20 protein-coding genes are annotated in these 18985 nt (G+C 41.3%); 18 read left to right on the top strand and 2 right to left on the bottom strand.

Annotated features, from left to right (window positions below):
• Positions 1 to 14 precede the first annotated feature (14 nt).
• From D0907_RS09280 to D0907_RS09260, 3 genes are all read left to right on the top strand, one after another.
• Positions 15 to 287: a hypothetical protein gene (locus D0907_RS09280; RefSeq protein ID WP_162898039.1), complete on the top strand. Its 273-nt coding sequence runs from the start codon at positions 15 to 17 to the stop codon at positions 285 to 287.
• A gap of 979 nt (positions 288 to 1266) precedes the next feature.
• Positions 1267 to 1686, top strand: a complete 420-nt coding sequence (locus D0907_RS09265) for a hypothetical protein (protein WP_118844369.1) — start codon at positions 1267 to 1269, stop codon at positions 1684 to 1686.
• 279 nt (positions 1687 to 1965) lie between these two features.
• Positions 1966 to 2835, top strand: coding sequence for a PhzF family phenazine biosynthesis protein (locus D0907_RS09260; RefSeq protein WP_118844368.1), 870 nt, complete (start codon positions 1966 to 1968; stop codon positions 2833 to 2835).
• A 79-nt stretch (positions 2836 to 2914) separates the two neighbouring features.
• Here the strand turns inward: D0907_RS09260 and rne are convergent, their stop codons facing one another.
• Positions 2915 to 6184 (bottom strand): ribonuclease E, encoded by a 3270-nt coding sequence (rne, locus tag D0907_RS09255; protein ID WP_118844367.1) that lies wholly within the window; start codon positions 6182 to 6184, stop codon positions 2915 to 2917.
• Between the two features lie 622 nt (positions 6185 to 6806).
• Between rne and rluC the strand changes: the two genes are divergently transcribed.
• A complete protein-coding gene (gene rluC, locus D0907_RS09250; RefSeq protein WP_036967959.1) occupies positions 6807 to 7775 on the top strand; it encodes a 23S rRNA pseudouridine(955/2504/2580) synthase RluC in 969 nt (322 codons plus the stop codon).
• Positions 7762 to 8454, top strand: a complete 693-nt coding sequence (locus tag D0907_RS09245) for an HAD family hydrolase (RefSeq protein ID WP_118844366.1) — start codon at positions 7762 to 7764, stop codon at positions 8452 to 8454. Before rluC ends, D0907_RS09245 begins: the two co-directional genes overlap by 14 nt.
• Here D0907_RS09245 and D0907_RS09240 read toward each other — a convergent pair.
• Positions 8390 to 8998 carry a Maf family protein gene (locus tag D0907_RS09240; protein ID WP_036967964.1) on the bottom strand — a complete coding sequence of 203 codons (609 nt, stop codon included), beginning with the start codon at positions 8996 to 8998 and terminating at the stop codon, positions 8390 to 8392. The two genes, D0907_RS09245 and D0907_RS09240, sit on opposite strands and share 65 nt — an antisense overlap.
• 141 nt (positions 8999 to 9139) lie before the next feature.
• Between D0907_RS09240 and yceD the strand changes: the two genes are divergently transcribed.
• The 13 genes from yceD (at position 9140) to D0907_RS09175 (ending at position 18985) form a co-directional block, all read left to right on the top strand.
• A complete protein-coding gene (yceD, locus tag D0907_RS09235; RefSeq protein WP_036967966.1) occupies positions 9140 to 9664 on the top strand; it encodes a 23S rRNA accumulation protein YceD in 525 nt (174 codons plus the stop codon).
• A gap of 10 nt (positions 9665 to 9674) precedes the next feature.
• The gene (gene rpmF, locus D0907_RS09230) at positions 9675 to 9845 is read left to right on the top strand and encodes a 50S ribosomal protein L32 (protein ID WP_036967969.1); all 171 of its coding nucleotides are present in this window, start codon (positions 9675 to 9677) and stop codon (positions 9843 to 9845) included.
• An 11-nt stretch (positions 9846 to 9856) separates the two neighbouring features.
• Positions 9857 to 10885: a phosphate acyltransferase PlsX gene (plsX, locus tag D0907_RS09225; protein WP_036967971.1), complete on the top strand. Its 1029-nt coding sequence runs from the start codon at positions 9857 to 9859 to the stop codon at positions 10883 to 10885.
• A gap of 71 nt (positions 10886 to 10956) precedes the next feature.
• Positions 10957 to 11883: an ACP S-malonyltransferase gene (gene fabD / locus D0907_RS09220; RefSeq protein WP_036967973.1), complete on the top strand. Its 927-nt coding sequence runs from the start codon at positions 10957 to 10959 to the stop codon at positions 11881 to 11883.
• 11 nt (positions 11884 to 11894) lie between these two features.
• Positions 11895 to 12641: a 3-oxoacyl-ACP reductase FabG gene (fabG, locus tag D0907_RS09215; RefSeq protein WP_036967976.1), complete on the top strand. Its 747-nt coding sequence runs from the start codon at positions 11895 to 11897 to the stop codon at positions 12639 to 12641.
• 238 nt (positions 12642 to 12879) lie between these two features.
• Positions 12880 to 13116, top strand: coding sequence for an acyl carrier protein (gene acpP, locus D0907_RS09210; protein WP_016707440.1), 237 nt, complete (start codon positions 12880 to 12882; stop codon positions 13114 to 13116).
• Positions 13117 to 13233: 117 nt separating this feature from the next.
• On the top strand, positions 13234 to 14472 hold the full coding sequence (gene fabF / locus D0907_RS09205) for a beta-ketoacyl-ACP synthase II (protein WP_118844365.1): 1239 nt from the start codon (positions 13234 to 13236) through the stop codon (positions 14470 to 14472).
• A gap of 59 nt (positions 14473 to 14531) precedes the next feature.
• A complete protein-coding gene (gene pabC, locus D0907_RS09200; protein WP_065978484.1) occupies positions 14532 to 15344 on the top strand; it encodes an aminodeoxychorismate lyase in 813 nt (270 codons plus the stop codon).
• On the top strand, positions 15341 to 16321 hold the full coding sequence (gene mltG, locus D0907_RS09195; protein WP_118844364.1) for an endolytic transglycosylase MltG: 981 nt from the start codon (positions 15341 to 15343) through the stop codon (positions 16319 to 16321). Before pabC ends, mltG begins: the two co-directional genes overlap by 4 nt.
• 15 nt (positions 16322 to 16336) lie before the next feature.
• A complete protein-coding gene (gene tmk, locus D0907_RS09190) occupies positions 16337 to 16963 on the top strand; it encodes a dTMP kinase (RefSeq protein ID WP_036967991.1) in 627 nt (208 codons plus the stop codon).
• 1 nt (position 16964) lies between these two features.
• Positions 16965 to 17858, top strand: a complete 894-nt coding sequence (locus D0907_RS09185) for a DNA polymerase III subunit (protein ID WP_118844363.1) — start codon at positions 16965 to 16967, stop codon at positions 17856 to 17858.
• 8 nt (positions 17859 to 17866) lie between these two features.
• Positions 17867 to 18193 (top strand): PilZ domain-containing protein, encoded by a 327-nt coding sequence (locus tag D0907_RS09180; protein ID WP_036967997.1) that lies wholly within the window; start codon positions 17867 to 17869, stop codon positions 18191 to 18193.
• A 12-nt stretch (positions 18194 to 18205) separates the two neighbouring features.
• Positions 18206 to 18985, top strand: a complete 780-nt coding sequence (locus D0907_RS09175; RefSeq protein ID WP_118844362.1) for a TatD family hydrolase — start codon at positions 18206 to 18208, stop codon at positions 18983 to 18985.

Here is an 18985-nt window from a genome sequence, read left to right as displayed (position 1 = left end):
TGATGGTGTCAGATTTGAATCAGCAGCAATTACAAACCCTGAAAAAGGCAGCACTGCGCAGTGTGTGGGTGTTTTTGCTATTAAATAGCAGTCTGTTGCTGTTGTTTTTCTTAGGTAATACAGAGTTTGTGTTTATCGCTTTAGTGATACAGATTAGCATAGTTGTTATTTGGCAATTACCCGTATTTATATTTCACGTAGTTTATAAAAAACAGCCAATATTAATATCGATCTATAAAGCATTGGCGTCATATCGTTACGTTATAGAGCAAGTGCAATGGCCTTAGTATTTAATTTATATAAAAGAAGCGTGTAATGATGGTAACTGCATTTGTAGCAAATTTGCAGGTGGCACAGTCGCGAACCTTGCAGGCGTTGTATTAAATGCGGATAAGCTTTCTGATGCTGAAAAATATAATTGCCTAATTATTAATATTTATCTGTAACAGAGACAAAATAACCGCTAATCTACTGAGATGATTACGACGTATTCTAAGAAAAGGTTTTGAGGTGTAAATTTCTTTTAATACTGCTCTTTATTTTGAACACATTTAACCCATTTTTAGCAAGTTGTTAAAATGAAAATATTAGTTAGGAGAACTAATGCCACACTTTATAATGGACTGCTCTGAAAGTATCCTGAAATCTCATCATGAAGAATGTATTATGGAACAAATCCATCATGTCGTTAATTCTACAGGATTATTCGATGAAGGTGATATTAAGGTAAAAATTAATCCATTTCAAAAGTATTTCGTGGGTAATATGAGAAGGTTTTATCCCTGTTTTTTCTCAAATTGATTATTCCATTATTTAGTTTTAGTTAGAAAAGGATGTCTAGCCTATGTATCAACTTTATTTTTCTCTTGCTCTAATATTTATTATTTTTAGTTTGCCCATTTATATTTACTATATAACATTAAAACTTGAACAGTTCGAAGATAAAGGTTCTAGTTTTTTCTCTTTATTTTTTGCAGAGCCAAGCTTGAGGGTAATACTAACAGTTTTGTGCTTTCCGTTTATAGGCATTATAAGTGTTCTAAGCACTATTAAGACTTTATGTAGACGGAAGCCAGTTAAACCATCTTTGTTATTTTCTGCAATAGTCTCATTACTGTGGTTGGCATTTTTACTTGCAGGGCTTGTGCAATATTTAGGCGAATAGAAGTTAAATAAGCACGAAAATATTTAAAATTTTTATTCGCATTTTAATGCTATTGTTTTTCTGTTATGACTATTGAGTTGTTTACAAGGAGATTTTAAAGTATGAATATATTTCTTATTATTGCAGGTGTATTAAGTGGAATCGTTGCAATTTTGCATCTTGGGTGTATTTATTTTGGCGCACCGTGGTATCGCTTTTTTGGTGCGGGGGAACAAATGGCGCTACTATCTGAGCAAGGTAGTATAAAACCAACCCTTATAACCAGTGGCATTACATTCGTGCTCTCAATGTGGTCAATGTATGCGTTTTCTGCTGCTGGGATTATTTTCAAACTCCCATTAACGCGTTTAGCGCTTATATTAATTACATTCATTTATATTGCCCGGGGCATCGTCGGTTTTTTGTTTGTAAAGTCACCCCAAGGTCGAACTCCCGAGTTTTGGATCTGGAGTTCAATTATTTGTTTATCTTTAGGCGTTGTTCATCTAATAGGACTGAAACAACAATGGGCTAGTTTGTAGGCAAATTTAAATAAAGTCATTGTGATTGCAGCACATATCCAAAGTGCCATCTCGTCAACAGATAAGGTGAGACAAGTTGCACTGCGCAAGATTTGATAGTGCTGTTTGAGAATAAGGAAAGCTATAAATTAAAACTACGGATATTCAACGTCTATATCGGTACTCTCTATATCAGTACTCTCTATATCGGTGATATCTATATTGGTACTGACTATAACAATACTATCTATATTGACACTATCTGTAGCTTTTATTCGTTAAATCTAAAAAGAGAGTTGTGTGAATGAAAGTAGAAGCATTTTAGTTAACTCGTTTACTGCAGATGGAAGCGGAGGTAACCCTGCCGGTGTTGTATTCAATGCGGGTAAACTTTCTGATGCGGAAAAACTGACTATTGCGAAAGCCGTGGGCTTTTCAGAAACGGCCTTTGTATCAGACGATGAAGAGGTCGATTTTTCGGTGTCATTTTTTACCACAACAGAAGAGGTCGATTTTTGTGGTCATGCTACGCTTGCTGTATTTTCGACTCTATTCAACCAAGGTGTGATAGCTGCGGGTAATTACACGCAGAGAACCAAAGCGGGTCTACTCGGAATAACGATTGCCAATGACGGTCAAGTTACGATGGAGCAAACCTTACCTAAATATCTCGGCAGCTTTGCGTATCATGAGGTCGCTGGATTATTGGGGGTTGATGAAGCGGTTTTAGCATCAACGGCTTTACCGATAGACGTAATCACAACAGGTTTACCCGATATTATCGTTCCTGTACCACGGGGCTATCTCGATAAAATTGAAGTTAATAACGCTGCTCTCAGTGATTTTTGTAAACAACATGAAGTGATTGGTGTGCATGCATTTGAGCTTTACGATGCGCATGAAAAGCTGACTGCAAGTTGTCGAAACTTTGCACCTTTAGTGGGTATTCCAGAAGAATCGGCAACAGGGAGCGCGAGTGGTGCGCTTGCTTGTTACTTAACTAGGCATCTTTATTCTGAACACATTAATCATTTCAAATTTGAACAAGGACGATTTATGGGATGTGCTTCACATATCTCAGCATGCGTTAGATCAGACAAACAAGGTGTGAGTCAGGTGTTAGTGGGTGGATACGCCAGTGGCTTCGGAACCCAAATAATCGAAATATAGTGTATATATCTAAAACAAAAATCTAAACAAAAAAGCCGCGTTATTTTCATAACGCGGCTTTTTTCATATAACAGCTAGACTAGTCAGCCGATAATGTTTTAGCCATATCAGCACGGGCTTTACCGGCAGGTTTAATTGAACCTGCGCGTAAACCACTGTCTGGAATAGCTTCACGTTTATCGTGTGCCATAGCACCTGGTGTTGGTACTGGCTCGCTGTCTGCAACTGGTGCAGGTTTTGCCATTGCAGCGCTTGCTGAACCCTTAACTAACACTGTTCTTTCATTGTTAGGTGCTTGTTTAGCGTGCACTGGTTCGTCAGCTTTAACAGGCTCTTCAGCTTTTACTGGTTCGTCAGCTTTTACTGGTTCTTCAGCTTTAACTGGCTCTTCAGCTTGTACTGGTTCTTCAGCTTTTACTGGTTCGTCAGCTTTAACTGGTTCTTCAGTTGTTACTGGTTCTTCAGCTTGCACTGGTTCTTCAGCTTGTACTGGCTCTTCAGATTGTACTGGTTCTTCAGCTTTTACTGGTTCTTCAGCTTTTACTGGTTCTTCAGCTTTTACTGGTTCTTCAGCTTTTACTGGTTCTTCAGCTTTTACTGGTTCGTCAGCTTGTACTGGCTCTTCAGTTTTAACTGGTTCTTCAGCTTGTACTGGCTCTTCAGTTTTAACTGGTTCTTCAGCTTTTACTGGTTCGTCAGCTTGCACTGGTTCTTCAGTTTTTACTGGTTCTTCAGCTTTTACTGGCTCTTCAGCTTTAACTGGCTCATCAGTGTTAGCTGATTCAGGCGCTTCAACTGGTTGCTCAGTTTGCGCTTGTTTAGCTTTTAATTCAGCTTCATATTCAGCAGCAGCTTGATCCGCAACAGGAATAAAGGCAGGTGTGTCACCTTTATCTTCATTTTGCTTTTCATCTTGCTCAGGACGACGACGGCGTTGTCCAGCTGCACGAAGGTGACGAGGTGAACGACGTGAGCGTGTGCGCGGCTGTGCTTGTTCATCATCAGCAACTGACTCAGCGTTTACATTTTGCTCCTCAACCGGTGTGTTGGTTTCTTCTGTTTTAACCGATTTAACGTCAGCTTTTGCAGGTTTTTCTGCTTTAACCTCAGTCTGTGCAGGCGTTTCAGATTTAACCTCTGGTACTACATCGTCTTTCGCTTCTTTCGCCTGTTTGGCAGGCTTTGCTGCTTTGTCTGTTTTCTCAGCCTGAACAGTATCACTGCTCTGAGTTGATTTCACTTCCTCGGCATTTTCGTCTTGTAAACGCACTTTCTTACGAATATTACGACGTTGACGGCGAACCTTAGGTTTAGTCTCTTTCGGTTGCTCCGTTTGCGTTTCTTGAACTGCCTCTGTTGACGTTGTTTCTACGTCATCAGTACGCTTTTCATTTCGCTTTCGGTTAGTCGAATTGCGACGGCGCTTATTACGGTTTTCGTTACTTTCTTTTTGCTCAGGAGCTGAATTAGTGGCCGGTTTATCTTCTTTCGCTTCAACGTCTGAAGGGCGCTTATTACGAGTGTTGTTACGACGACGTTGGTTATTGCTTCTGCGACGGTTGTCGTTATTACGACGGTTGTTGCTGCGCTGTTGTGCCGCTTTTTTCTCTTCTTGCTCTTTTTCAGTCTCTTCTTCAGAGTTGCTGAAGAGTGATTTAAACCATTTACCGATGGCTGCAAATAAACCACCGTCACTTTTCTTAACGTCTTGAGCTGGTTGTTCAGCTTTTGGAGCAGCTTGTGGCGCTGGGTTTGTTGGCATAACAACACCTTTTAACACAGGCTCTTCACGAACCGGTGCTGTGGGTGCTTTAGCCATTTCAAATGCTTCTGGCTCTGGTGCAACGACTTGCTCATAGCTAACAGTTTCAATCGTTTCATCTTTGCGTAAACGAACTACTTCATAGTGCGGTGTTTCCATGTGTTGATTTGGAATAATGACCACATCAACACTATGGCGTTTTTCAATACGGTGCACACTACGGCGTTTTTCATTTAATAAGTAAGCAGCTACCGCAACAGGTACTTGTGCGTTTACTTGCGATGTATTGTCTTTGATTGCTTCTTCTTCGATTAAACGAAGGATAGACAATGCAATTGATTCGTTTGAACGAATAGTGCCTTGACCATTACAACGCGGACACGGACCTTGGCTTGCTTCACCTAGAGATGGACGCAGGCGTTGACGTGACATTTCAAGAAGGCCGAAGCGTGAAATTTTGCCTATTTGTACGCGAGCACGGTCTGGACGTGCAGCATCTTTTAGGCGATTTTCAACTTCACGTTGGTGGCGAGGTGGTGTCATATCGATAAAATCGATAACAATAAGACCACCTAAGTCACGTAGACGTAATTGACGTGCAATTTCATCAGCGGCTTCTAGGTTCGTATTAAGCGCGGTCTCTTCGATATCACCGCCTTTGGTTGCTTTTGACGAGTTAATATCGATAGAGGTAAGCGCTTCTGTCGGATCAATAACGATTGAACCACCAGAAGGTAAGCGAACTTCGCGTTGGAACGCTGACTCAATTTGGCTTTCGATTTGGTAATGTGTGAATAATGGCACATCGCCTTGATAAAGCTTAACACGGCTCATGAAATCAGGGCGGAAGCGTTCAATGTGCGCTTTAGCTTCTTCAAAAACACGGGCTTTATCAATTAAAATTTCACCAATATCACGACGTAGATAGTCGCGGATAGCACGGAAAATAACGTTACTTTCTTGGTGAATTAAGAATGGTGCAGGGCCGCTATCTGCAGCTTGTTGAATGGCATCCCAGTGAACTAAAAGCGCTTTTAAGTCGTAGTCTAGTTCCTCGAATGATTTACCAACACCCGCAGTACGGACAATGAGCCCCATACCTTTAGGAAGTTCTAAACGGCTTAGCGCTTCTTTTAGTTCAGTACGCTCATCACCTTCAATACGACGTGAAATACCGCCGGCACGAGGGTTATTTGGCATAAGCACTAAATAGCTGCCTGCTACGCTTATAAAGGTTGTTAGTGCCGCGCCTTTTTGGCCACGTTCTTCTTTATCAACCTGAACAATTACTTCTTGGCCTTCTTTGATTACGTCACGAATATTCGGACGACCTTGGAATGTATAGCCTTGTGGGAAGTATGTGCGTGCAATTTCTTTAAGTGGAAGGAAACCATGTCTTTCCGCGCCATAATCAACAAAGGCTGCTTCTAATGATGGTTCGATACGGGTAATTTTACCCTTGTAAATATTGGCTTTTTTTTGTTCGTGACCTGGGCTCTCTATGTCTAAATCATACAGGCGCTGGCCATCAACCAGTGCAACGCGCATTTCTTCTTGCTGCGTCGCATTGATTAGCATACGTTTCATATTGTTACTCTACTAATTTCTGTCGCTGACATGACGATATCATTTCGTCTGTTCAGTGGTTTTTGACGGTTATTCTTGTGCAATCTCACGACTGGTTAAAATCAAAAACCGACGTTGTTCGCTTACATTGAGCGTGTCTATGGTGTGGCTGACAATAACATGTTGTCACGTTATTAAATTCTTTTTGGTGCCAAAACTGCCGCGTCTTTCACGGTTTTAATTTACGAGTTCTGTTCCGAAGTCGACCATGTTCAAATTTTAATTCAATGTCTTGCTACAACAGCTTACTCTGAATGACGTTGTTACGTCGTCACTATCAGACAATTTATCTTGTTCAATTGCTTTTTCTATTCATTAATCAGCATTCGTGCTCAAATTATGCAGGCAATATATTACGCGCATCGCCGATAATTGAACGCTCGTGTTGGCTGGGTAATTATAAAAGCTTTGGAAAACTTAGCGCGGATCTGTATGATCGGCAACCCAGAATATGCATCACGAATGTTTTAATGTGGTAAAAAGCACCGTTGTTACTTGCAAACTTTATGTTCGCAGCGGTGATTATCCCACTATTACAACCGCGTTAGCAACTAAATTATTTACTTAAATCAGTGATTAGGCAATGTCAGAAAAAACCGGCTTACAAGTATCATTTGTTACCATAGGTGAAGACCACTTAGGTCAACGCATTGATAACTTTCTTATTACTCACCTGAAGGGTGTGCCTAAAAGTGCAGTTTATAAAATTCTTCGTAAAGGTGAAGTGCGAGTAAATAAAAAGCGCATTAAACCCGTTTATAAATTACAACTTGATGATGTTATTCGTATTCCGCCCATAAAAGTGGCCGAAAAAGATGAATTTGTGCCGAAAAAGCTAGATAAGGTTAAACAGCTTGAAGAGGCCATTTTATTTGAAGATAAATACTTGATGGTGATTAATAAGCCGTCAGGAATGGCGGTGCATGGCGGCAGTGGTTTAAGTTATGGCTTAATCGAGGCACTGCGAGTACTTCGCCCAGAAGAGCGCAGCCTTGAACTGGTTCACCGTCTTGACCGTGATACTTCAGGCTGTTTACTTATTTCAAAGCGCCGTTCAGTGCTTACACACTTGCATCAGCAGTTGCGTGAAAAAACCATGGAAAAAAATTATTGGGCACTGGTTGATGGGCAATGGGATGCGAAAACTAAAAACGTCACTGAAGGCTTACGTAAAAATACTTTAAAGTCTGGTGAGCGCGTGGTGCGTGTAGACAATACCGAAGGTAAACCATCGCACACACGTTTCCGTGTTCTAGAGCGTTATGCAGAGTGTTCACTGGTGCAAGCGTCGCCGGTGACTGGGCGTACTCACCAAATCCGTGTTCATACGCAATGCAAAGGTCACCCAATTGCGTGTGATGATAAATATGGTGTGGCTGAATTTGATCAATACGTTAATAAGTTAACGGGGTTAAATCGGTTATTTTTACATGCGCATGATTTACGCTTTATCCACCCTAAAAACGAAACAACGATGCATGTTGAAGCGCCGTTAGATAAAGCTTTAAGTAATTGTATTAAAAAGTTACGTGCTGATAATGAACAGGTTTAAACTCGCTATTTTTGATTGGGACGGCACAGTCATGGATTCTGTGCCAAAAATTGTGACCTGCCTGCGAAATACTGCGCGAGATTTAGGTATTCCAGTTCCAACAGAGCAACAAGCGAAAGATGTGATAGGTTTGTCGCTAACCAAGGCCACTGAAGTACTTTTTCCTGCTCATTTGCATTTAAACGATGAACTCGTTGCAGGTTATAAAGCACAATATCGCGAATTAGATGTCACACCTACACCTCTATTCGCAGATGTAGAACCTGTACTAACGCAGTTAAGAGACGCAGGTATAGAGCTCGCTGTGGCTACTGGTAAAGGACGTGAAGGTATTGATAGATTACTTAATGAGTCGGGCCTCGGTAAGTATTTTATGAACGTAAAATGCTCAGATGATGCTATGTCAAAGCCATCCCCTGATATGCTTGAGCAAATTTTGCACGAGCAGGGCATAACGAAAAGTGATGCTGTGATGATTGGCGATAGCCAATTGGATATGGCGATGGCGAATGCCGCTGGTATAGCCTGTATTGGTGTGAGCTTTGGTGCCCACAGTAAGGCACAGTTGCAACAACATGCGCCGATTACTGTCGTTGATTCGTATTGGCAGTTACTTAGCGTGTTGACATCTCATGCTGAAGAGTCAGTACATCAACACCAAACTCAGCCAGTACTTTAGTTAATGTGATCAGTGGCAGGCCAATAAGTGTATTTGGGTCATCGCCACTGAGCTTGTCAAATAAGCAAATACCTAATCCTTCACTTTTAAAGCTGCCAGCACAATTGTAAGGTTGCTCAGCATCGCAATATGCGCCAATTTGCTCAAGTGTTAGTGTTCTAAAAGTCACGTCGAATGGCACAACCGTCGTGATTGCGTTATTTGATTCTATATCGAAGACACTCAAACCCGTTAAGAATCTCACAGTATGGCCGCTAAATGCGGATAATTGCGCAACGGCGTTTTCTTTATTGTGTGGTTTACCTAGTATTTTATTGTTGAAAACGGCCACCTGATCAGAGCCTATCACTAAGCCATTGGTAAAATGTTCAACTGCGACACGCGCTTTTTGCTCACTTAGTCGCTTAACAAGTTGCGAGGGCGTTTCATTTTCTAGCGCTGATTCATCGATATCAGGTGAAAAACTTTCAAAAGGTAGATTTAATTTAGTTAATAATTGCTGTCTAAATGGTGAGCTTGACGCTAATATAAGTGTTGGTTTCATAAAATATTCTGGGTATAAAATGTCTTTTGGCAAGGATAAGCCACAATGAATCCGAAAACAAAGCAGAAGATCGTTAAAAACCGACTAAAATTGGTTTTTTACTTTGACTAACCAACTAACTATCTATATGATGCAGCCCCTATGCAAAAGGTGAAAATTCCCATCACTCTTCATCCCAGCAAAGCAGCACAACATCGTTTAACGTATGACGGTATTGTACCGCTTGAAAAACTTTCTCGTTTAGAGCAAGTTGTGCAGGAAGAAGCAGGTGAAATAGCGGTAAAGATTCATTGCAAAATTGATGACCAGGGTTTAGTAGTGATAAGTGGTAATTTATCAGTACATGTAACCGTAACTTGTCAACGCTGCAATGGTGAATTAGGGTTGGATTTGGATCAAGACTTTGTGTATTCGCCAGTCGGTTTGGATGCAGAGTCAGATCATCTTCCTGAAGGTTACGATGAAGTAGAACTGGACGAAAATGGCGAAATCAACGTGTTTGAGTTAATCGAAGACGAACTGATTTTGGCAATTCCTATAGTGCCTACACACAACGAAGCCTCGTGCAGTTATTCATCAGAGCCTACAAGCTTTGGTAAATTATCAGCAAAAGATGACAAACCAAATCCATTTGATATTTTGAAACAACTTAAGAAAGATTCTTAGGAGAAGACTAATGGCTGTACAAAAAAGCAAAAAGTCTCGTGCAAGACGCGGCATGCGCCGTTCACACGATGCGATCAGTGGTCCAACTTTAACTGTAGACCAAGTTTCTGGTGAGACTCACCGTCGTCACCACGTAACTGCTGACGGTTACTATAAAGGCGTTAAAGTAATTTCTAACTAAGAGATTGCTATATGCTGACCAATCTAACCATAGCGTTAGATATGATGGGGGGCGATTACGGCCCCCGTTCATCTATCCCCGCCGCCGTAAGAGCGGTAAATGCTAATACCAACTTAAGACTGATCTTATGTGGTAATCAGCAAGTTATTCTTAAAGAACTTGAAGCGCTTGATTCGCTTTCTCACCCGCGATTAATCATTCGTCATTGTAGTGAAGTTGTTACTAATGCGTGTGAACCCGCTTCAGCTGTTCGTTCAAAAAAAGATTCCTCAATGCGAGTTGCCCTTGATTTAGTTAAATCGGGTGAAGCGCAAGCCTGTGTAAGCTCGGGTAATACTGGCGCGTTATTTTTTATGGCGCATTATGTATTAAAGATGCTGCCGGGTGTAAAACGACCAGCCCTTATTTCAGCCGTCCCTACTGAGCGAAAAGATCCCGTTTATCTATTAGATTTAGGGGCCAATGTGCATTGCGATGCGCAAACACTTTATCAGTTTGGCATTATGGGCTCTGTGGTCGCAGGACAAGCGCTTGGCTGTGATAATCCTCGCGTTAGTTTATTAAATATTGGCTCTGAAGACATCAAAGGGCATGAGGGAATAAAGCAAGCTGCACAACTAATGCAGCAATGTAAATATCTCAACTACACAGGTTACAGTGAAGGTAGCGATATTTTCAGTGGTAAAGCCGATGTGATTGTGTGCGAAGGATTCGTAGGTAATGTGGCATTAAAAACCTGTGAAGGGATTGCCAAACTTATCATGCATAAATTAACGAAAGCCTTACACAAACATTTTTTATACAAATGTTTGGCGTTTTTATTGCGACCAGTGATAAAAAAGCTCTACAAGCGGGTGAACCCCGACCAGTATAATGGCGCAAGTCTGGTAGGATTGCGCGGTATTGTTGTTAAAAGCCATGGTAATGCCTCTGCAAAGGCGTTCCATGCTGCTATAGATGAAGCCGTGCGGGAAGTCGAACGCCAACTCCCTGAAAAAATCGCTGCGATTTTTGAGCAAACACATCCAACAATAAAGTAGTGCAGCATTTAAAAAACTTGTTATGCTGCCTACAAAAGAATTATTTTTTTGTTTAATGATAAGAGCAAAGTATGGCACATAAAATTGCACTCGTATTTCCAGGTCAAGGCTCACAAACTGTGGGCATGGTATCTGAACTTTTAGCCGATTCTGATATTGTTAAAGCAACATTTGCAGAAGCATCAGACGCGCTTGGCTATGATCTAGCTGCACTTGTACTTAATGGTCCAGAAGAAGAATTAAATCAAACCCATCGTACACAACCGGCCTTATTAACTGCCAGTGTGGCAATTTACCGCCAATGGTTAGCAGCAAACCCTGATGCAGACGTTGTTATGGCTGGCCACAGTTTAGGCGAGTATTCAGCGCTTGTTTGTGCAGGCGTTGTTAGTTTAAGCGAAGCCGTCAAGCTTGTTGAAAACCGTGGTTTATATATGCAAGAAGCAGTACCAGCGGGTACCGGTTCTATGGCAGCTATTATCGGTTTAGGTGATGATGAAATTAAAGCCGCATGTGAAGCATCGGCTAATGGCGAAGTGGTTTCACCAGTTAATTATAATTCACCTGGTCAAGTTGTTATTGCAGGCCACAAGGCCGCGGTAGAGCGCGCATCAGAAGCGTGTAAAGAAGCAGGTGCAAAACGTGCCTTACCGCTTGCTGTAAGCGTGCCTTCACACTGTGAATTAATGAAACCTGCGGCAGAAAAATTAGCCGCTGATTTAGCCGCTTTAACATTTAATACACCTAAGTGTGATGTAATTAATAATGTTGACGTTAAAGCAGAGCAATCTAGTGAAGCAATTAAAGATGCGCTAGTACGTCAACTATACAGCCCAGTACGCTGGACTGAAACTGTACAGGCCCTTGTAGCGCAAGGCATTACACAAAGCTATGAATTTGGCCCAGGCAAAGTATTAACGGGTCTGGCTAAACGTATTGATAAAGCAATGGTATGCGCAGCGGTAAACACGCAAGCTACGATTGATGAAGCGAAATAAGTAGGAATAGAATGACAAATTTATTTTCTCTTGAGGGCAAAGTTGTCCTTATCACAGGTGCTAGCCGCGGTATAGGTAAAGCGATTGCGAATACCTTAGTGGCACAAGGTGCAAAAGTTGCGGGCACAGCGACAAGCGAATCAGGTGCTGCAAAAATCAGTGAGTACTTAGGCGATAATGGTAAAGGTTATGCGTTAAACGTGACTGATCCAGAGTCGATTGAAGCAACACTTGCTGCGATCAAAGCTGATTTAGGTGATATTGATGTATTAGTAAATAATGCGGGTATTACGCGCGATAATTTACTTATGCGAATGAAAGACGGCGAGTGGGATGACATTATTGACACCAACTTAAGCTCTGTTTTCCGTTTATCTAAGGCTGTTTTACGTCCTATGATGAAAAAGAAAAATGGCCGTATCATCAACATTGGTTCAGTTGTAGGCACGATGGGTAATGCGGGTCAAGCAAACTATGCTGCAGCAAAAGCAGGTGTGATTGGTTTTACTAAATCACTTGCACGCGAAGTGGCGTCTCGTGGTATCACGGTTAACGTTGTAGCGCCTGGATTTATCCAAACAGACATGACTGATGAGCTGACAGATGAGCAAAAAGCAGCCACGCTAGCAAATGTGCCAGCGGGTCGTTTAGGTCAGCCTGAAGAAATTGCAGCCGCAGTGTGTTATTTAGCATCTGACGCAGCTGCGTATGTATCGGGTGAAACATTGCACGTAAATGGCGCGATGTACATGGTTTAATGAATGTTAGCACCAAAGTGCTAACAAAAGATTATCGAAAAATGTTGAATTTTTTGTGATCTTGCTTTAAACATACTTGAATTCGCTATGAAAATAAGCGATAAATGAACAAATACCAATCAAGAGGTTTGACCAGATAAGTAATTATCAGCAAATCCTTGAATCACAGAATTATGCGGCGTAAACTACGCCGCAATCTGAAAATAACGCATTGGCGTATTTAATAAAGGAAAGAAGAATGAGCGACATCCAAGAACGCGTAAAGAAAATTATTATCGAGCAACTAGGTGTTAAAGAAGAAGAAGTAAAACATGAAGCTTCTTTCGTTGACGACTTAGGTGCTGATTCACTTGATACTGTAGAACTAGTAATGGCTCTTGAAGAAGAGTTCGACACTGAGATCCCAGACGAAGAAGCTGAAAAGATCACTACAGTTCAAGCTGCAATCGATTACGTTACAGCTCACGCTGAGTAATCAATCGCATTTTGATTTTAAGGGCAGCTTTAGGCTGCCCTTAGTCTATCTAAAGAATGATACTGAATATTTTGGTATACACCCCACCTAAAATAATTTCCTTATTGGAGGCAACCCGTGGCTAAACGTCGAGTCGTCGTAACTGGCTTAGGAATGTTGACACCGCTAGGTAATGATGTTGAATCTACTTGGCAAGGTTTGTTAAACGGTAAAAGTGGTATTCAAACTATCACGCATTTCGATACCTCAAGTTTCGGCACCAAATTCGCAGGTTTGCTGAATGACTTTGATGCATCAGCTTACATGTCACCGAAAGATGCAAAAAAAATGGATTTGTTTATCCAATATGGCATTGCAGCGGGTGTACAAGCACTACAAGATTCTGGCTTAGAAATCACTGACGAAAACGCGACACGCGTTGGCGTCGCAGTGGGTTCGGGCATCGGTGGTTTAACGTTAATCGAAGAAAACCACGTAAAACTATTAAACAGTGGTCCGCGTAAGCTTTCTCCGTTCTACGTACCGTCGACCATCATTAACATGATTTCGGGTCACTTATCGATCATGCATGGGCTACGTGGTCCTAATATATCAATTGTTACGGCCTGTACAACAGGTTTGCATAACATTGGCCACGCAGCGCGTATGATTGCATACGGTGATGCTGATGCGATGGTTGCGGGTGGTGCTGAAAAAGCATCTACGCCAATTGGTATGGGCGGATTTAATGCAGCTCGTGCATTATCAACACGTAATGATGATCCACAAGCCGCATCTCGTCCGTGGGATAAAGACCGCGATGGTTTTGTTCTGGCCGATGGTGCAGGTGTTATCGTACTGGAAGAGTATGAGCATGCAAAAGCACGTGGTGCAAACATATATGCAGAGCTTGTAGGTTTTGGTATGAGTGGTGATGCTTACCACATGACCTCACCGCCAGAAGATGGCTCTGGGGCAGCACTTGCTATGGAAAATGCGTTGAAAGATGCACAAGTAAATGCTGACCAAGTGGGCTACATTAACGCGCATGGTACTTCAACGCATGCAGGTGATAAAGCTGAAACATCGGCTGTTAAATCAATTTTTGGTGATGCAGCAAAAGATGTGATGGTTAGTTCGTCTAAATCAATGATGGGTCATTTGTTAGGTGCAGCGGGCTCTGTTGAGTCTATTATTACTATTTTGTCTTTACAAGACCAAAAAGTAAGTCCAACAATTAACCTTGATAACCCTGATGAAGGGTGTGATTTAGACTATGTACCGCACACAGCACGTGACGCTAAATTGGATTATGCACTGTGTAATTCGTTTGGTTTTGGTGGTACTAATGGCTCGTTGCTATTTAAAAAGGTATAATTGCCGGTAACAACGGACTAAATTAAGAAGAGCCCAGTTGTTTAACTGGGCTTTTTTATATGAGTAAATTTAAACAAACAATAATTATAACCAACGACCACACCATGGTCAGCTTTCAAGATCGTGGTCTAAACTATGGTGATGGCTTCTTCACTACGGCTCGCATTAATGATGCCAGTATAGAGCACTGGCCATTACATAAAGCCCGTTTAATAGAATGTGCAGCGCGCTTAGCATTCCCAACTTTAGATGTCATGGCAATAGAAAATGCCTCGCTTCAGGCCATAGGCGATATACAATCAGGCATTTTAAAAATTGTTATTACCCGCGGCAGTGGCGGCCGAGGTTACGGCTTACCTGAAGCGCCTTCGATTCAAGTTCTTATCACGGTATTACCTGCTGTTGCACATTATAAAACATGGCAAGAGCAGGGGGTTTCACTCGCTATAAGCAGTATTAAACTTGCACATCAGCCTGTGCTTGCCGGTTTAAAAACCTTAAACCGCCTCGAGCAAGTGCTCATTAAAAATCAAATGAACACACTTAATTGCGACGATGTTGTGGTGCTTGATATTAATGACAATGTAATAGAAAGCTCTGCTGCTAATTTATTTGCGATAAAAAATGAACAGATTTTTTCGCCACAATTAAATAACTGTGGGATTACTGGGGTTTACCTAAAATCGTTATGTGCTAAGTTAGCAATTGAGTTTAAACAAATTAGCGTAGAAGAGTTATTAGCGATGGATGCGGTTTTTATGTGTAATAGCTTAATGGGTGTTGTGCCTGTTGCAGCCATTACGGATACACAGTTTGACATTACTCGAAGTAAAGCATTATTAGCGACCCAGTTTGCCAAGGAGAATGTGTGATAAAAGTCATTGTTAGCGTGCTTTTATTAGCATTGCTATGTTGTGGTATTGGCTATCAACAACTTCAAGCAGCATTGAGTATGCCATTAAATGTTACTAACACCACACTGTTTAAAGTGGACCGCGGAACCGGATTTAATCAATTATGCAAACAGTGGCAAAGTAAGCAATGGCTTGATAGTTGTTTTAAATTTCAGGTGCTTGCAAAGTTAGACCCGACCTTAACGGATTTAAAAGCAGGCTTGTATGAGCTTGATTCTACCTCTGTAATCGATAATATTCGCCGCATTAATCAAGGCGCTCAAGTCAGCTTTAGTTTTACTATTATTGAAGGGCAACCACTGAGAGAAGTAATTACCAACATTGCTAAGCAAACTCATTTGAAGCAAGACCTTGATGAAGAGAATTTAGCAAAGCAAATTAGCAATAAAGATGAAAATTTAGAAGGTTGGTTATTCCCTGATACGTACCACTATCATAGTGAAGACACGGCCAGCAGTGTATTAAAGCGTGCCTACTCTAAAATGCAAACAGAGCTCGATAATGCGTGGCAAAATAGAGCACACGATTTAATCTTGAACTCACCGTATGAGGCACTAATACTTGCCTCAATTATCGAGAAAGAAACAGGGCTTGCAAGTGAAAGGCCCTTAATATCGGCTGTTTTTACGAATCGGTTAAAGAGCAATATGCGCTTACAAACAGACCCAACGGTAATTTACGGCATCGGAGCCGACTTTGATGGTGATATTAAACGTAAAGATTTAACCACTTACACACCGTATAATACGTATAAAATTAAAGGGCTGCCGCCAACGCCGATTGCCATGCCATCGCGAGCGGCATTACTTTCAGCGGTGAATCCGCCTGAGTCAGAGTATGTTTATTTTGTAGCGAAAGGCGATGGGAGCCATCAATTTTCAAAAACATTGAAAGAGCATAATCGTGCTGTGCAGCAGTACCAATTAAACAAATAACCAGAAAAGAGTCATATGACAGCGAAATTTATAGTGATTGAAGGTCTTGAAGGGGCTGGAAAATCAACGGCAATCGCCGTGTGCCAAGCTTACCTACAGCACAAGCAGGTTGAATTTATTAATGTACGTGAGCCAGGTGGTACCCCTGTGGCGGAAGCACTACGTCACATTGTAAAACAGGCTCATGAAGAGCAAATAACGGGTGAGACAGAATTGCTTATTATGTACGCTGCACGGTCTCAACTTGTTGCGAATGTTATTAAACCTGCAATCGATAAAGGGACCTGGGTACTGGGAGACCGTCATGATCTCTCATCGCAAGCCTACCAAGGGGGTGGTCGTGGTATTGAGCAATCAAAACTCTCTTTTTTGGCTGATATGGTTTTAAAAGGCTTAAAGCCAGACTTAACAATATATTTAGATATTGACCCTGCTGTGGGACTTGCACGTGCGAAGGGACGCGGAGAACTTGATCGAATTGAACAAGAAGCGCTCGGCTTTTTTGAACGTACACGTGAGCGTTATTTGGCACTTGCTGAACATGATCCCAGTATTCAAACTGTTGACGCAAATAAAGCGATGCCTGAAGTGCATGCTGCCATCACCACGGTACTTGATACCTTTTTTGAGAGTTTAAAATAATATGCCATTGCCTTGGCTTGAACCCTTACAACAGCAGTTAGCACAGAGCTACTCTCAGCATCGTTTTCACCATGCGCAATTGTTTAATGGTGATAAAGGGGTTGGCAAGCAGCGCTTAGTAGAGCAGTTAGCTGATGGTTTGTTATGTGCCTCAGCCAATAATTTGGTTGCCTGTGGTCATTGTAAAAGTTGTTTGTTAAATCAAGCAGGCACGCATCCCGATAAACGGGTGGTTAAAGTAGACGGGCAAACGATCGGTGTTGATGAAATTCGTGATATTACCGATTTTATAAACCATTCAGCTGCTCAAAACGGTAATAAGGTGGTTGTACTTGAGCAGTGCCATAAAATGACCACAGCCGCTGCCAATGCGCTATTAAAAACGCTTGAAGAGCCAAGTTTACACCGCTACCTATTATTAACCTGTGAACAAATCGCGCAATTACCTGCGACCATACTCAGTCGTTGTGCTGTGCACGAAGTGAAAGTTAATATAGAAACTACGACACAATGGTTAGCCTCCCTAGATATTCCTAATTATTCTTGGTTAGGTTTGTTTTCGCAACAACCACTCCTTGTAGAACAATGGCAAAATGAACAGCAATTAGAGTCTATTGATACACTCTATAAATTTGCAACTGAGATAAAAGACAGCCATAATTTCAGTGCGTTAGTCGACATACTGAATAAAGATACAAGTTTGGTTAATGTCTTTACTTTGTTTTTAACTGAGCATCTAAAAACGCAATTAGTATTGGGAATGGATTTTTTCAGCTATCAAAAAGCGCAATCTGCAATTTCTGAGTTTATTTATAACAGCTCACATGTGCTTGGTTTGAATATGCCGCTGGCCATTTCGCAACTAGCGTTTTCTTTACGTGAAAGCCATAATTAGGACATATTGTGCAAGAATTATTAGTAGATATCGAAGATTTAGAAGAATTATATCGCTGTTACATGCCTTTCATAAAAAATGGTGGTTTGTTTGTACGTACTAATATGCGGTTTGAAATGGGGCATTCATTGGCTTTAAAAGTGACATTACCAGATGCTTTAGAAGATGACGTAATTACTGGGAAGGTTGCTTGGATAACCCCACAAGGTGCACAAAGCTCGAATCCGCCAGGTATTGGTATAAGCTTTATCGACGATAAAACCAATTTAAATGCCAAGATCGAAAAACTGCTGGGTACTATGTTAAACTCTGACAATCCGACGTATACCATGTAAAAAAGTAGTACCATGCTTGTAGATTCTCATTGTCATTTAGACCGTCTTGACTTCGACAAACTCGACCTTAATTTAGACCAAGTACTTGAAAACGCACGTACAAAGCAAGTCGAACACTTTTTATGTGTTAGTGTGACTTTGGAGCAGTTTCCAAGCATGCTTGAAAAAATTAAAGATTATCCAGATGTATCCGCTTCGTGTGGCGTACACCCTCTTGATCAAAAAGATGCACTTGATAAACACCAACTGATCAACCTTGCTACTCACGATAAAGTCGTTGCAATTGGTGAAACAGGTCTTGATTATTATTACTCAAAAGAAACGCATATCGTTCAGCAAGAGAGCTTCGTTGGGCATATAGACGTTGCTAATGAGCTTAACAAACCCCTTATCATTCACACTCGAGATGCGCGTGAGGACACAATTAACCTGATGCGCGCTCATAATGCTGAAAAATGTGGTGGTGTACTGCATTGTTTCACTGAAGATTGGGATATGGCTAAGAAAGCGATTGATATGGGCTTTTATATTTCGATTTCAGGCATTGTCACATTTAAAAATGCCGTTGAACTAAAAGACGTTGTGAAGAAAATCCCATTAGATCGGCTCTTAATCGAAACAGATTCGCCTTATTTAGCCCCTGTGCCATACCGTGGAAAAACAAACCAACCCGCGTATGTAGAAGACGTTGCGTATTATATTGCTGAGTTAAAAGGGCTTACTTTTAACGAATTGTCTAACGCAACGACGGATAATTTCTATTCTCTGTTTAAGCAAGCAAAAAGGGCTTAA

It is taken from the genome of Pseudoalteromonas lipolytica, assembly GCF_003515105.1.
In the GTDB taxonomy this organism is placed as follows: domain Bacteria; phylum Pseudomonadota; class Gammaproteobacteria; order Enterobacterales; family Alteromonadaceae; genus Pseudoalteromonas; species Pseudoalteromonas lipolytica.
The sequence above is the reverse complement of the archived record's forward strand: the minus strand, read 5'-3'. Positions and strand labels throughout refer to the sequence as shown.